Below are 13,536 nucleotides of genomic sequence, written 5' to 3'. Positions count from 1 at the left end.
CGCATACTCTGCGACAGGCTTTTCTTTCACCTTATTTTTACTTATCTTTTCTTTCAATCCATCCCCAGAGTTTATACATGAAGAATCCCCAGATCAGGAACAGTGCAATGAGCACCCACATGGAAACCGGTGATGTGTAGCAGGATCCATCTACATATTTTGCAAACTGTGGAATGTCCGCATAATAATATGCCCCTGCTCCAAAGTCCAGGCTGTCGATCAGTCCCAGACCATTTGCCATGATATAAACGGCTGCAATGACCGTCAGCACCAGAACGGTATAATTTACGACAGAAAACAGATTTTTCTTTTTTCCTGTTTTTTTCTTCATAGTCTGCATCTCCTTATAATGCCAGATTTGGCAACGGGAAGAATTTTCCGCTCAGCAGCAGATATACTGCCGCAAAAGTCAGAACAATGTTAAACAACTGTCCAACTACATAAAGTGTCAGTGGTTTTCCGCCTTGGAACTGTTCTTTGATCTCACGGAAATTTGTTTCCAGCCCGATGCTTGTAAATGCCAGAACAAATGCCCAGTTTTTATACTGATCCAGTACGCTGTTGATGGATGAAACGCTCTCTTTTCCGAATGCCGGAACTGCTATAAAAGATGCGATTAAGGAAGCGGCAAAAAATCCAAGGATAAATTTCGGAAGTCTGTACCAGATTTCGGATACCCCGATTTTTCTGCTGCTTTCTCCGTTATTTTCAACTTTTGTTGCAAAAAATACTGCAACTGCAAATGCGATAAATCCGATCAGGATATTCTGGATGGATTTTACAAGGACTGCAGCCGTCTGTGCTGTTTCACCAAGTGCAGTACCTGCTACGGTTACTGCTCCGGTTGAATCGACAGTACCACCGATCAGGGCACCGCCTATCAGCTCTCCAAGACCAGTTACACGGATCAGCACCGGCTCAAATACCATCATCAGTACTGTAAAAATGATTGATATAGATACAGTAAGTGAAAGGTCATTTTTCTTTGCTTTACTTGCTGCTCCGACTGCGATCGCTGCGGACGTTCCGCACACAGAGGTTGCGGTTGCCAGGGTAATGACAAACGGTTTATTGTCAATTTTTAAAACCCTGGTTCCGAACCACCACATGAAAAGAATGACAATCGGTGTTACGATCCATGCAATCCCCAGTCCGTAAAGTCCAAAATTAACAATATTGGAAAACAGTACGGAAAATCCCATGATCACCAGTCCGACTTTGATATAAAATTCTGTCTGGATCGCCGGCTTCAGCCATGCCGGTACTCCGATGGTGTTGGATACCAGAATTCCGATCAGGATTGCAAAAAATGCCCATTCCAAGTATCGGTTCAAGGTATATTCGGCACTGATAAATCTTACCAGAACTGCCAGAAGAAACAGTCCCAGAAATGCCGGAAGGTATTTTTTAACGGATAATCCCTTCAGGTGGTTTCCAACAGTAAACAGTACTCCAAGTACAGCCACTGTCAGAATCAGTTTTCCGAAAAATCCTGCGTTTACCTGTTCAAAAAAACTTGTTCCATGACCCCAGGTGCTGAATTTTGCAGCGTTAAAATCAAATGCTCCTGTGATCACGGCCACAGCACCGACTGCGATGATGATAAATCCGATCCATACTGCCAGCCAATCCTCTTTTTTCCAAAGATCACTCAGACTGGATGTCTCTGTTGTTACGATATTCTCTGATGTCGCAGCTTCTGCCTTTCTTTGACTACTCATAATGATCTCCTCCTTCAAACAACTTGGGATCATTATATTCGTTCTCTTACTTTTCTTCTATGGAATATATGTTTTATTTTTTCCATAGGAATTTTTACTGACATTTTTCCATAACTGTGACTTTCACATCAGATGACATATTTCCGGTAGATCTGTATACTATGCCTATTTGATCTTTAACTTCTTAGGCTTTGAGTCATAGCTGTAAGCTTTGTACTTGGCATTGTTGTAAGTCTTAACCTTGAAGCTTGCTGTTCTGCCCTTTAAGCTTACCGGTGCATCCCAATTAAAATTCGCTGTGAAGGTGTTCTTTTTTCCTTTAATTGTCTTATATGAGGAAATTCCCTGAACAGTTGTTGTCAACTGAATACCCTTGGCACCTTTTGGCTTCTTGCCAAGAGTTACGGTAACTGTGAACTTTGTCTTATATTTATATCTCCACTCGCTGTAATTGAAATACTTTGTTACCTTTACATTTGAAACTTTTATGGACTTGATTACCGGTTTTACTGCAGGTCCCATTTCAACATTTTTGAATACCGCCGGATTTCCCTCAACAGTTATACCGTCAGGTGCATCAAGAGCAGGATTATCTACTTTTAGTTTTCCATAGAACTTGAAAGTGTATTTCTTTTTAGGTTTCATTCCTTTTGCTTTAATGCACTTGCCATCATTCCAGCCATTTATAATTGTTGCAAAATTTTTGTTTACTCCAACTACTTCCAGACGAGAAGTTCTTCCGCTGTCTGCAGCACTTACATTTATTGAGTTGATATTGAATTTGTTAGGATACGTAGTAATCTTCATATCAACTGGACGAGCTGCGAAATCGCTGAGAAATGCAACTTCTATCATTTCATCTTTATCTGGAGTTTCTACATAAACTTTCAGCTTAAAGGTTCCTAGGTACAGGCCGCCTCCTGCACTTAATCCAATCATTCCGTATGAAACGTTCCCATTGGTCACCCACTTCTGTTTGATTTCTACTGGATATCTGTCTCTTAGGTGCGTGTAATCTACGAAAGCTTTACCACTTTTAATGATTTCGTTAGAGACACTAAATTCTTTATAGTTTGCACCATCTGGCAGCTCTATTCTGCAAAAAACGCTGTCGTCAACAACCTTCTTGCCGAAAACATCTGTTGTAAAGGATATCTTCACACCGTTGTCGTATGTCTTGGAATACTTATAATCTGCATCATTTTTGTTAACTGTCGCTGCACTTGCAACCACTGCTGTTGCAGCGATCATAATAGTTGTCACTGCCAGAATAAACATCAGTCTCAATATTCTACCCTTTTTCATCTTCTTTTCCTCCTTTTGAAAATCAACTGCACTAAAAAGTATAATTATAATCTTTCTGCTTTTTTCAGAATCCTGTCAGTCTGAAAAACATCAGTTCATTTGCTGATCCGTCCTCTCGCTGCTGTGTCAGCAGGATCAAAAGAGAGCCATCATCTAAAAGCTGCATATCTTCCAGCCATGGATAACTGACGCCAAATATATCATCTGTAGAAATGGCACCCACATGGGTTCCGTCTTTTGCCCAGAATTGTATTTTCCGCATATTTCCGTCTGCCGCTACAAAACCATTTTCTGTTTCTGCCATGCCCGTGATGGAACCAAGCCTGTCTGGAGAACCAATGTCTGCTCCGCCTAATTCCAAAAGCTGATTGCCTTCATAATCATAGACAATAATTTTTGTGCCTCCGTCTTCCGCAGCCATGGAACCGGCAACCATAATATGGTCATTTGTGATCTGGACGTCATCTATCATAGAAAATGGTCCCTTGCGTTCATCATCTTTATTTAATCCGGTCAGTATCCACGGTTCAGCTGTCAGGTTACCGCCCTGATTCACAATCTTCTGCGTATCGCTGTTCACCCAGAAACTGATTCCCCATTCTCCGGACGGATGCATATTCAAATCGCCGTCTATCGTTGTCTGAAGCACCTTTTTGCCGTCTTTTACACCAATCACATCCTGGATTCCCGGTGAAAGATACAGCATTCCGCTGTTGTCCCCGGAGAGATATTCACAATCTCTTTCCAGTTCCATTGAGGAAACAAATTCGAGTCCACTTTCTGAATACTTGTAAGTATCCAGCTTATTCTCCAGCAAATGGTATACCTGATCGTCATGTTTTACAAACTGGTGATCCATAATCTGCATGACACCCTGTGCTTCTTTAAATGGTATATATTCCGGAACGATCGTATAAAAACCTACCATCTGTTCTGTCAATACAGGCTCAACAGGCTCTCCCTCCCATGGCCACGGTGCGTCTTCATTTCCTTCATCTTTTAATTCCATCACAATGCCTTCCAGCAATTCTTTGACAGAATCACTTGCTACCTCTCCTTCTACTCTGATATCATAAGACGTACCTGACTGCTCATGGCGATACATATACGTGCACCTTCCGGAATCATTTTCCGGCATTACCGCATACTCTGCATTCCCTATTGATACAGTCTCTGCTTTTCCTTCCGCATATTCCTTTAAATCCACACCGAAGGCAATCAGACCCTTCCGGTATTTATATGCATCTTCTTTTGTTGCTTCTATATAAATGCTGTTCCCGGAATCATCTGCTGTTTCTCCGTCAAAAAATCTGACGTAAGAGTAATCATCATCTTCCTGCATTCTTTCTTTGTCGTACTTCCATTCTTCCGGATAATACACAGTAAATAAACCAAGTTTCAGACTTTCCCTGCCCTGGAAGTCCTGATCAGATTCTGTTTCTGTCTGCACGGTTGTTTCTGTCTGCATAGCTGTTTCTGTCTGCATAGCTGTTTCTTTTTTTTCTTCTCCAGGTTCTTTTTTCTCTCCACAGGCAGTTGTCAGCAGGACACTTGTCATGATACACAGCACAAACCACATTTTCTTTTTCATGGGCTCTTCCCTCCTTTCACCATTTATGTCTTTTTCATTTATTTACTGTCACTTTTCACACAATGAAATGTATAGTAATCTTCGTCATCGCTGTAATCTACTTTCAAAGTATCATCGTCATTGATCGTTACGGAAAGAGACGGATTTTCTGATTCGATCATACAGTAGCCCATTGCAACTGACCACGGGAATGTCCCAATCTCCTCGCCTTTATAAACAACTGCTACATTGCGGTCATCTTTGAAGTTAAGACGCAGTGCATCACTGATATTCTCTACGCCTTCCATAGATGTCTGCGGTCCGTCTCCTAAAAGTTCTTCCACACTTTCAGCAGCCCACTCACCTATGACCACTTTCTCTTCCTTTGTCAGATAGCGAGCCGGATCCATGGCATCCGTTCCTTCCTTTGCGAAAATCACTTTTACTCCCATTCCGAGCATATCGTCAAAAGAAATGTTGTTTTCTCCGATGGTTCCGACCATTTCTTCTCCTTCGATAGTTAAGCTAAACTTGTCATCTTTTGCAGACCATTTTCCATTTCCGGTAACTTCTCCTACTGAAAAAGAAACTTTTCCGCCATTTTTTACCTCAAATTCGAAAGCTCCCCCAAAGGTTTCATCCACACTGACAGACATTCCTATCATCTGGGCGGACACTGCTATCCATTTTCCTTCATACGGACTTGCCTCTCCTGCTGTTTTTCCACAGCCGGCCAGTGTTATCATACTAACAATAAATGCAAACAAAAATAATAAATTCCATTTTTTCTTCATAACTCTCGCTCCTTCCCTTACTTATTTTTTGTAAAAAACGGAGTCAGTAATTCTGCCACCTTACTGATCGGCATTGTCTGTAAGATCACTTTACCCGGTCCTCTGACAACAGTATTAAAAACGCCCTCTCCGCCGACCAGCATATTTTTCACTCCTTTTACTGCTACAACATCCATTGTGCAGGTTTCTTCCATTGCTGCCAAATACCCTGTACTGATCAGGATTTCCTGTCCGGCATCCAACTCATACTCCACGGCATGCCCGTCAATTTCTACAAATGCAGTTCCATTTCCACTCAGTTTCTGCATAATGAAACCTTCCCCGCCAAACATACCTTTTCCTAATTTTTTCTGGAAATGCATGGACAGTTCCACTCCTTCTTCTGAAGCAAGGAATGCACTCTTCTGCACGATCATAGAATGACCGTCTCTGATATCCAGTGCTTTGATCGCTCCCGGAAAACTTGATGCAAATGCAATCGTTCCGTCTGCACCTTCTGCGGTATATCTGTTTTGAAACATAGAATCACCTGACATCAGCCTGCCGAACATTTTTTTCATTCCGCCTCCGGAGATTGTCTCCATTTTCATATTCGGACTCATCCAGCTCATGCTTCCGCTTTCTGTGATCATGGATTCTCCTGCTGATAATTCACATACAACAACCGGTAAATTTCCTCCTAATATTTCATACTTTTTCATAGTAAATTTCTCCTTCCTTTTTTTGTTTTGTTTGCTTTTCTGGTTTCGTCTGGTTTTGCTTTCCGTTTTCCTGTAATGAAAGCATAACAGATCCAGAAAATAAATGATATGGTCGCCATTCGTATTTTTGGCCTGATTTTCCAAAATACGAATGATTAGTATACTATATGTTGTTTTCTTTGTTTTGTGAAAACTATATATAGATACCTCTCATTTTTCTTCAGAAACCTGAAATATATCCGGAAATAAAAAAAGAGCCTGTACGACTCTTTTTTTACTCTACCTGATTGTATGTCAGCTTATCCAGCTGATTGCATTTACGAAACAGGTCTATGTAAAGCATTAATTCTTCCCTGGCTGTTATTCCCAGTTTTCGGTTCATGTTTGTATTATGCTTTCTCGCAGTTCCAATACTGATATAAAGCAGCGAAGCTATTTCCTGGATCGTATATCCTTCAATATAATACTGAAGAACTTTTCTTTCTGCCGGAGTCAGCGTTTCCACACGCAAGGCAAATGCTTCAAGCATTTCTTCTATATTCGGAGGAATTCCACCATTTTCCAGTTTTTCTGTATTTCTTTTTGTCTGCATAAAATCAACCAGTGCATCCACTTCTGAGATTCCCGACAGATTCCCGTCTGTCAGCGTATCATCCTGCAGTGCTTTTAAACTCCGCAAAATCGGTTTTACAAAACGGTTTGACATAGTGATGGAAAGAAGCAACAGGAGAAAAAGAAAGATCAACGTACCGGTAATCCAGGCTCTTCTGTTTTCTGCTGTTAATTTTTCATAATTCGCTTCGGACATCAATGTCAGTACCGCCAGCGGCATTCCATTGCAGCTTTTGAGGTTAAGCAGTTCATGCCTGCCTATATACTTTCTGAAAGCAGCGGAATAAGTGTTATAATGCTTTCCATTCTTCACGGTCATCGTTCCGGTTGGTGAAAGATGAGTTTCTTTTGTGTCCCCGAACATTGCTTTATCCAGATAAATTTTCCCTTTTTCGTCCATTGGAGCCACTACTGTCACCATATTTCCATAGGATCCTTCTACCATAGGATAGGAAAGTCTGAAATATAGATTGCTCATCTCCATACCACACAGACCCCGCACTTTTCCGGTGCTGTCTAAAACCGGCACATATAAAAGCTGTACATCTTCCCATGTATCCTTCAGTTTGAGCCGATCGGTCCACAGACAGCTCTCTGCCAGCCGGTTTCCTTTAAATTTCATGATCTGTTCATAGCCTGACAATGCAGATGTATCAAACTCTAAATTCCAACGGTTATGGAGCTGTACCTGCTCTGCCCTTGCAATATAAGCATTTCCCCTGAAAAAAACCACGTGCTGTTTGCTTGTATTTACTGCCTTTAAATCAGACAGCCGCAGGTAGATTCCCATGCGTGATGTGTCTGCGTACTCCGTTTCCGTATTTACCGTTGCATTTAATATAACAAAAACTCCGCTGCAATACTTCACATCCAGTGCTGATCTCAGTGAAGAATACAAAGTTGCCTCCAAATCCATAATTAACTGAGGATTGTCATTTAAATCGGAGAATGCTTTTCCATTGGCTGTCAAGTATTGACTTAACTCTTTTGTGATTTCTTCTGATAGAGAAATGCTTCTCGCCATCATAATGTCGGTCTGCTCTGTCATGGCAGACACCGTATTTTTCTGCTGGGCAGACAACATTTCCCCTACTTTCAAATCCATTCCCGGAATGACTCCCAAAATACTCATCAACAGAACTGCTGCCGAAAAAAGGGTCAGAATCACTACACACCAGTAAACAATCAGTCTTTGCTGCATACAGATGCTTTGTTTCCTTATTCCTTTTATGATTTTCCATAAATTTTTTCTCTTTTTCCTCATACGCCCGTCGCCTCTTCTGATTCATCCGGTCAGACATTATTGTGTGTATGCCACTTTGAAATCCGCTAATGTCTCTTTGACAAGTTTATCTATATTTTCCGGTTTGTTTATGCACTGCTGACGCTTTACTGACAATACTTTCCTGACAAGTTCTTCAAACCTTGTTTCCAGATCCAGATAGGAATCCAGCTGCGGAGCCGTATAAAATGTATAATTCTCCTGCGTATCCAGAAAAGCCTGATAAAGCGAGACATACATCGGATCACTCAGCTCCTTGATCGCTTCCGGAAGGCAGGCATCAAAAGCCTCCTGCTTTACCGGCATATATCCAAGACTGGTTACAAATTCCACATTTTTCCGGGTTTCTGTCAGCCATTTAAGAAAGGTGATGCAGGCTTTTTCTTTGTCCGGTGTGGATTTTACAGTACAGATACCGGCACCCCGCTGCATGACCATCTTTTCCCCTGTGGAAAATACAGGACATGGCATGGCGACAATCTCTATTTTTTCTGATGTGTTATCTTCATAGGTAACTTCATCAGAATAGTACAGAACACTGGCAGAGGAAGCCACTGACACGATGGAATCTCCCGTGCGTAAAGGTTCTGTCGCATAACCGCTGCGAAGCCATACACCTCCGGACAGTGCCGCTTTTGCATAAGGCTCCCATGCCGTTTCAAATTCCGGTCCAAAAGCCAGATTTTCTCCTTTAAAGAAATTTTCGCCTAATGACTCTACGCCTACCTGAAAATAGTTAAAATGATAATCATGAACAAAAAAATTCTTTCCGTCATGCGGGATCTTTGGTGTCTTGTTATCTGTCCATTCAGCATATTGTTCTGACATCGCAAAGAGCCCTTCCCATGTTCTTAAATCTTCGATATCCGCCCCTGTTTCTTTTGCAAAACGGTCAAATGCCGTTTTATTGACAAACATAACTTCCGTTGATTTTGCTACCGGCAAAATAGAAAGTCTGTCGTGAATGACACCTTCTTCCAGAAAAGCAGGAATAAACTCGTCCAGTTCTTCTTTCGTAAAATAATCGCAGTAATCTACAAGAACGGTGTCATCCGGCATAGCCAAAACAGTTTTCGGATAGGAAACAAACATATCCGGCAGTTCGGAAGCTCCCGGATCTCCAAATGCAGATGCCAGTACATTTTCATGTATTGTATTCGTGTTCGTAACACTGCCAACCTGTACCCATATATTTTCCTCTTTTCCAATCGTTTCGTTAAACTGATCAATCAGATCATTTAAGGGTGATTCTGTCTGTCCGCCATATACATGCCACAATGTGACAGTGATCGGATCTTTCGTTTTTTTCTGCCCGCACCCTGTAAAGATCAGGACTGCGATCACTGCCAGAGACAGGCAGATCCTTTTCATAACAGATCTCATGTTTATCTTTTCTCCTTCCGGGACTGCAGCTTACAGACTGTCCAGAACTGCAGTCATATAGCTGGATGAAATGGTATTGTAAATGAAACAGTCGATCAGACCCGTTTTTTTACATTCTACTACTTTTTTTGCGGTCTCTGCATTTGCTTTCTCATCTACTGTAAAAATAAATTTACAGTTTGGAGCATACCTACGCACTTCCCGGCAGATTGCCAGACGTTCTTTTAATGACCACAATGCTTGACCTGTAATTTCCATCATCAGAATATGCGGCTGAATGACTCTGCATAATTCTGCTGTTTTATCCGGTGTGTCTGACATCTCAATAAAAAAATCAGAATCATAGGATTTGAGCACCTTTGCTATGGCATCCGAAAATAAATAATTCTGCATATCGATAACGACCTTTCTCACACTCTGTTCCCTCCCTGTTTTTTACACTCGTTTCACTTTTACATACTACTATGATATCTGTTTTTTGAGACTTAAGCACTACCCAGATGGGTAGTAAAATGTACTTTTGCAAAAAAATCCCATTGCCTCACTATCAGGAAAGCAATGGGATTTTTCATTTTTTAAAATCCGTTTATAATCAGATTTTTCTTTGTAACAGCTACCGCCAGTTTTGTTTTGGAATCAAAATTTGTTTTCTGCAGCATATTTTTAATATGCCATTTTACTGTCTCCGGTGATATGCACAAACTTTCTGCGATTTTTTTGTAGGATTCTCCTTCCACCACTAATCGCAGGACAGCCAGTTCCCCCTGTGTAAAATCACAACTTTTCGCCGTTCCGATCATCACCGTCGGCGGAGCGTCCGGATAGACACTCTCTCCTTTCATCGTGCGGTCCATAACCTCCAGCAGCTCTTCTTTTCCGGCATCTTTATACCAAAAACTTTCTACTCCTGCTTTATGTGCCCTCTCAATAAAACTGCACTCTGCTAAAGAAGTCACGATAATTATCTTTATCTGAGGCATCGTTTTTTTAATCTGCTCTGCTGCCACAAGACCGCTCTCATCATCCTCTGTACAGACATCCATCAGGACAAGTTCACACCTGCTCTGTCTGCACACAGTTTCTGCCATAGCTGCATTTGTGATGGAAGCTTCCAGAGAGTATCTCCCACTGGACTGAATATAATTTTCCATATCTTCCCTTGCCATACGCTGATCTTCCACGATAAGTACCCGTATCATCTCCACACCTCCCTTAAAAGCTTAACGGTTATCGAAAACCGTGGGGCTGCAGTGATCCTCATGCTGCCTCCACATTGCTCCACCCTTTTTCGTATACCGGATAGCCCTCCGCCTTCTTTGATGTTTTTTTCCGGTTTCTGTCCATTATCCGTGAGCACCATGACCCACTCCTGCTCTTCAATACTGAATTTCACATACAGTTCGCTTGCTCCTGCATGGCGGACACAATTGGAAAGTGCCTCTAAAAGTATGATATCCATCAGTTCAGATATATGAGATTCCCAGACTTTTTCTCCTGTATAAATGATTTTTACTCCCAGAACTTTCGCCCTTTCCTGCACCTGCCTGTGCAGCTGTTCTCCTTCAACAGACTCATTATCCTTATTCAGCAGGTCTAATGTCTGCTTCCATTGCGAGAGAAACATATCACGATCTTCTTCGGATTCCCGCATCAACATTCGCTGTGTTGCCAGCACGCTGTATCCCAGATTATCATGCACTCTCATTTTCATAGATAATGTCTCTTCTTCTCTGGTCAGAGTTACGACATTTTTGGAAAGTGCTTTCATAGCCACCGACATTTCCTGAAGCTTCTGATTTTCTTTTTTTAACAATGCCTTGCTCTGACATAATTCTGATACTTCTGAAGCAAGGAACTGAGAAAATCGATCTCCATCTGCCGTAATGATCCCTTTCTCTGAAAATTTCCATACGCTTCCGTCTGAAAAGCAGTATACTTTCAGATCAAAATCATAAAATACATGATCTTTAAGAGGCCGTCTCAGTGCTTCCCGCAATTCTGTGATGTTCTGGATATCCCTGCCTGCCAGATTCCGGCAAAGCTGATACATTTTCCGGTTCATCAGTTTCGGCATTCCGTTCCTGTCAAAAAATCCGATTCCGCTCGGCAAATTGTCCAGACTTTCCTGAATCGCATTTTCCCTCAGACAGTTTGTGCGACGTTTATAAATTCCAAATGCCTGTATTCCCGCAAATAAAAATCCGCAGATCCCCATAGCGATCAGGATTCCATACGGCATTTTTAAGAATACCATGAAATCCTCTTCTCCATAAACTCCCCGCCGCACGCATAACCCGGACGTTATCAGGAAAGCAGCTATAAGCAACAGGCTGTCCTGCAGCATCGCCTTTTTTTTTCTTTCCCCTGTTCCCTCACAGATGAGCAGAATCATATACAGCAATGTCAGAAAAATGAAACTCCAGACTGCCATGATCCGATATTCCGGCGGACAGCTTCCAAATGCTTTCATCATTCATCATGACCTCCTTTCAGTACCAGGGAAAGCAGCCATGCACCGTCAAAATCCTGCTCTGCATAAGCCTGGTATCGTCCGGCAACTTTTTGCAGATTTGTTTTACATTCCACACTCAAAGACATAAGAATCTCTTCATCCCTGCGTTTGAGATTCAGGGTGAATGCCGACAGATCTTCGAGTGATTCTTCAATGACTGCCTCAAGAAAATCATAAATCTGCATGGCATCCTCACTTCGGATTTCATCCAGAGAAGTGACAAAAGCTGCTTCCACATGATTCCATTCCAGACTCCTTATCGTTTCCCTGAAGCATAATTCCAGTTCTCTTATCGGAAACACTTCACTCTGCTCTGCAATGAGGATAAGATTGCTGCGTCTTTTTATATAGGCTCCGATCACAACAATTTTCCCTAATATTTTTTTCCTTTCCTTCTCATTTTCTTCCATGGCATATGCTTCCATGAATTTCGCCAAAAGCGTACTCTGTCTTGCTGTTTGTTTCTGTATTTTATCATACAGCTGATTCTGGACGGAAAGTTTTTCTACTTGTTTTTTTGTTCTCAGATTTTCTTCTTCAATCAGATTTGCATCTTTTAATTCTTCTTTACGGTCTTCCAGCTCTTTTAAAATTTCCTGTAGTTCTGAGAGATTTTCTTTCCATAAGACATAGCCTCCCCAGATTGGTTTCCCTGACAGCCGAATTCCATTTTCCGACATGACAGGTCTTTGGATTACCTGTTTTGCGATCTTTGGTGCAATATATTCAGAACCCTGAGACTGATAAATGCATTTTCCATTCTGGTCTGTGATCTGTGCCGAAATGGTAGATGCTGCAAATAACTGTGCATATCCTGTATTGGAGGGGATCAGTCCGGACTGGATGCAGCTTTCAATGATCAAAGCAAACAGAAGGCACAATGTGGCTGTCATATCTTTTGAAACTATTTTCCAGAAAGGCAGATCAAGATAATAAGCAATGCTGTAAGCCGCCGCCACTCCATAAGCGGCAAAAGGCAACCAGCCCATTTTTTTATTTTTAATTTTCCTGCATCTTAACAGAATGATCAAAAGTGCCGCCAGTGCACATCCAAGCTCCCATGCGATTACAATATAATACCCTCTTCCATATCCATAAACTCCTGTTTTATAAGAAGACACTTCTCCAAGTTTTCCCTTCGGAAAGGTAAAAACCAACTGGTGCATATCATTTGTTAATACAATTCCGATCAGAAAAAGTGCAGGAAGAAACAGTAGCCATCGTCTTTTTGGTAATTTATAGCCCTCCGGCTGCCGTATATAAAAGGCCAGATAAAGACTGACCGTAGGGATCAGCAGCATAGGTATATAGTAAAAATACCAGGCGTATCGCCAGGCTGTCGGCATCTCGTCCGATATTTCAAATTTGCACATCCGGATAAACATCCAGAAAATCATCATTGCTGCGATTGCAGTCAGGCAACGACGGATTTCTTTCTGGATAATCCTTTTCCGGAAAGAGATCGCCCACACCACATAAAGTCCTATATAAATAAAAGGTCTTAAAAGACGGCAGGCGGATTCCAGATAAGGATCTGCAACCGACACATAATGAAGCAGAACTGCAGTGCACACGCACAGTGCCACACTTCCGGCATATAATGTAAACTTCTTTTTCTCTGACACTGCTCCTGCTCCTTCCTGTTATGATTTACCA

12 protein-coding genes are annotated in these 13,536 nt (G+C 41.7%); all 12 read right to left on the bottom strand.

The annotated features are described in order from the left end of the window. Nucleotides 1–37: 37 nt before the first annotated feature. Nucleotides 38–331, bottom strand: a complete 294-nt coding sequence (locus GPK60_RS02765; protein WP_215658798.1) for a hypothetical protein — start codon at nt 329–331, stop codon at nt 38–40. 13 nt (nt 332–344) lie between these two features. Next, nucleotides 345–1,721: a putative sulfate exporter family transporter gene (locus GPK60_RS02760; RefSeq protein ID WP_215658797.1), complete on the bottom strand. Its 1,377-nt coding sequence runs from the start codon at nt 1,719–1,721 to the stop codon at nt 345–347. A gap of 165 nt (nt 1,722–1,886) precedes the next feature. Next, entirely contained in the window at nt 1,887–3,026 is a 1,140-nt protein-coding gene (locus tag GPK60_RS02755; RefSeq protein ID WP_022118420.1) for a hypothetical protein, read from the bottom strand. 64 nt (nt 3,027–3,090) lie between these two features. Continuing rightward, a complete protein-coding gene (locus GPK60_RS02750) occupies nt 3,091–4,617 on the bottom strand; it encodes a hypothetical protein (RefSeq protein ID WP_215658796.1) in 1,527 nt (508 codons plus the stop codon). A gap of 38 nt (nt 4,618–4,655) precedes the next feature. Then, nucleotides 4,656–5,390, bottom strand: a complete 735-nt coding sequence (locus GPK60_RS02745; RefSeq protein ID WP_022118422.1) for a hypothetical protein — start codon at nt 5,388–5,390, stop codon at nt 4,656–4,658. Between the two features lie 17 nt (nt 5,391–5,407). After that, on the bottom strand, nt 5,408–6,091 hold the full coding sequence (locus tag GPK60_RS02740) for a TIGR00266 family protein (RefSeq protein ID WP_022118423.1): 684 nt from the start codon (nt 6,089–6,091) through the stop codon (nt 5,408–5,410). 274 nt (nt 6,092–6,365) lie between these two features. Further along, the gene (locus GPK60_RS02735) at nt 6,366–7,904 is read right to left on the bottom strand and encodes a helix-turn-helix transcriptional regulator (protein ID WP_215658795.1); all 1,539 of its coding nucleotides are present in this window, start codon (nt 7,902–7,904) and stop codon (nt 6,366–6,368) included. A 99-nt stretch (nt 7,905–8,003) separates the two neighbouring features. Then, a complete protein-coding gene (locus GPK60_RS02730) occupies nt 8,004–9,368 on the bottom strand; it encodes an extracellular solute-binding protein (protein WP_022118425.1) in 1,365 nt (454 codons plus the stop codon). 30 nt (nt 9,369–9,398) lie between these two features. Continuing rightward, the gene (locus GPK60_RS02725; protein WP_022118426.1) at nt 9,399–9,782 is read right to left on the bottom strand and encodes a hypothetical protein; all 384 of its coding nucleotides are present in this window, start codon (nt 9,780–9,782) and stop codon (nt 9,399–9,401) included. Nucleotides 9,783–9,943: 161 nt separating this feature from the next. Then, nucleotides 9,944–10,567, bottom strand: a complete 624-nt coding sequence (locus GPK60_RS02720; protein ID WP_022118427.1) for a response regulator transcription factor — start codon at nt 10,565–10,567, stop codon at nt 9,944–9,946. After that, nucleotides 10,564–11,841: a hypothetical protein gene (locus GPK60_RS02715; RefSeq protein ID WP_215658794.1), complete on the bottom strand. Its 1,278-nt coding sequence runs from the start codon at nt 11,839–11,841 to the stop codon at nt 10,564–10,566. Before GPK60_RS02715 ends, GPK60_RS02720 begins: the two co-directional genes overlap by 4 nt. Beyond that, nucleotides 11,838–13,505 (bottom strand): histidine kinase N-terminal 7TM domain-containing protein, encoded by a 1,668-nt coding sequence (locus GPK60_RS02710; protein WP_215658793.1) that lies wholly within the window; start codon nt 13,503–13,505, stop codon nt 11,838–11,840. The genes GPK60_RS02715 and GPK60_RS02710 overlap by 4 nt, the downstream gene beginning before the upstream one ends. Nucleotides 13,506–13,536 lie beyond the last annotated feature (31 nt).

This window comes from Ruminococcus sp. MCC718, assembly GCF_018783905.1.
Taxonomy (GTDB): Bacteria; Bacillota; Clostridia; order Lachnospirales; family Lachnospiraceae; genus Hominisplanchenecus; species Hominisplanchenecus faecis.
This window is presented reverse-complemented; position numbering and strand designations above follow the sequence as displayed.

Bases quoted from the DNA above. Each gene is read 5' to 3' on its own strand.
- GPK60_RS02765 (WP_215658798.1), bottom strand. From the start codon at position 331: ATGAAGAAAAAAACAGGAAAAAAGAAAAATCTGTTTTCTGTCGTAAAT.
- GPK60_RS02760 (WP_215658797.1), bottom strand. From the start codon at position 1,721: ATGAGTAGTCAAAGAAAGGCAGAAGCTGCGACATCAGAGAATATCGTA.
- GPK60_RS02755 (WP_022118420.1), bottom strand. From the start codon at position 3,026: ATGAAAAAGGGTAGAATATTGAGACTGATGTTTATTCTGGCAGTGACA.
- GPK60_RS02750 (WP_215658796.1), bottom strand. From the start codon at position 4,617: ATGAAAAAGAAAATGTGGTTTGTGCTGTGTATCATGACAAGTGTCCTG.
- GPK60_RS02745 (WP_022118422.1), bottom strand. From the start codon at position 5,390: ATGAAGAAAAAATGGAATTTATTATTTTTGTTTGCATTTATTGTTAGT.
- GPK60_RS02740 (WP_022118423.1), bottom strand. From the start codon at position 6,091: ATGAAAAAGTATGAAATATTAGGAGGAAATTTACCGGTTGTTGTATGT.
- GPK60_RS02735 (WP_215658795.1), bottom strand. From the start codon at position 7,904: ATGCAGCAAAGACTGATTGTTTACTGGTGTGTAGTGATTCTGACCCTT.
- GPK60_RS02730 (WP_022118425.1), bottom strand. From the start codon at position 9,368: ATGAGATCTGTTATGAAAAGGATCTGCCTGTCTCTGGCAGTGATCGCA.
- GPK60_RS02720 (WP_022118427.1), bottom strand. From the start codon at position 10,567: ATGATACGGGTACTTATCGTGGAAGATCAGCGTATGGCAAGGGAAGAT.
- GPK60_RS02715 (WP_215658794.1), bottom strand. From the start codon at position 11,841: ATGATGAAAGCATTTGGAAGCTGTCCGCCGGAATATCGGATCATGGCA.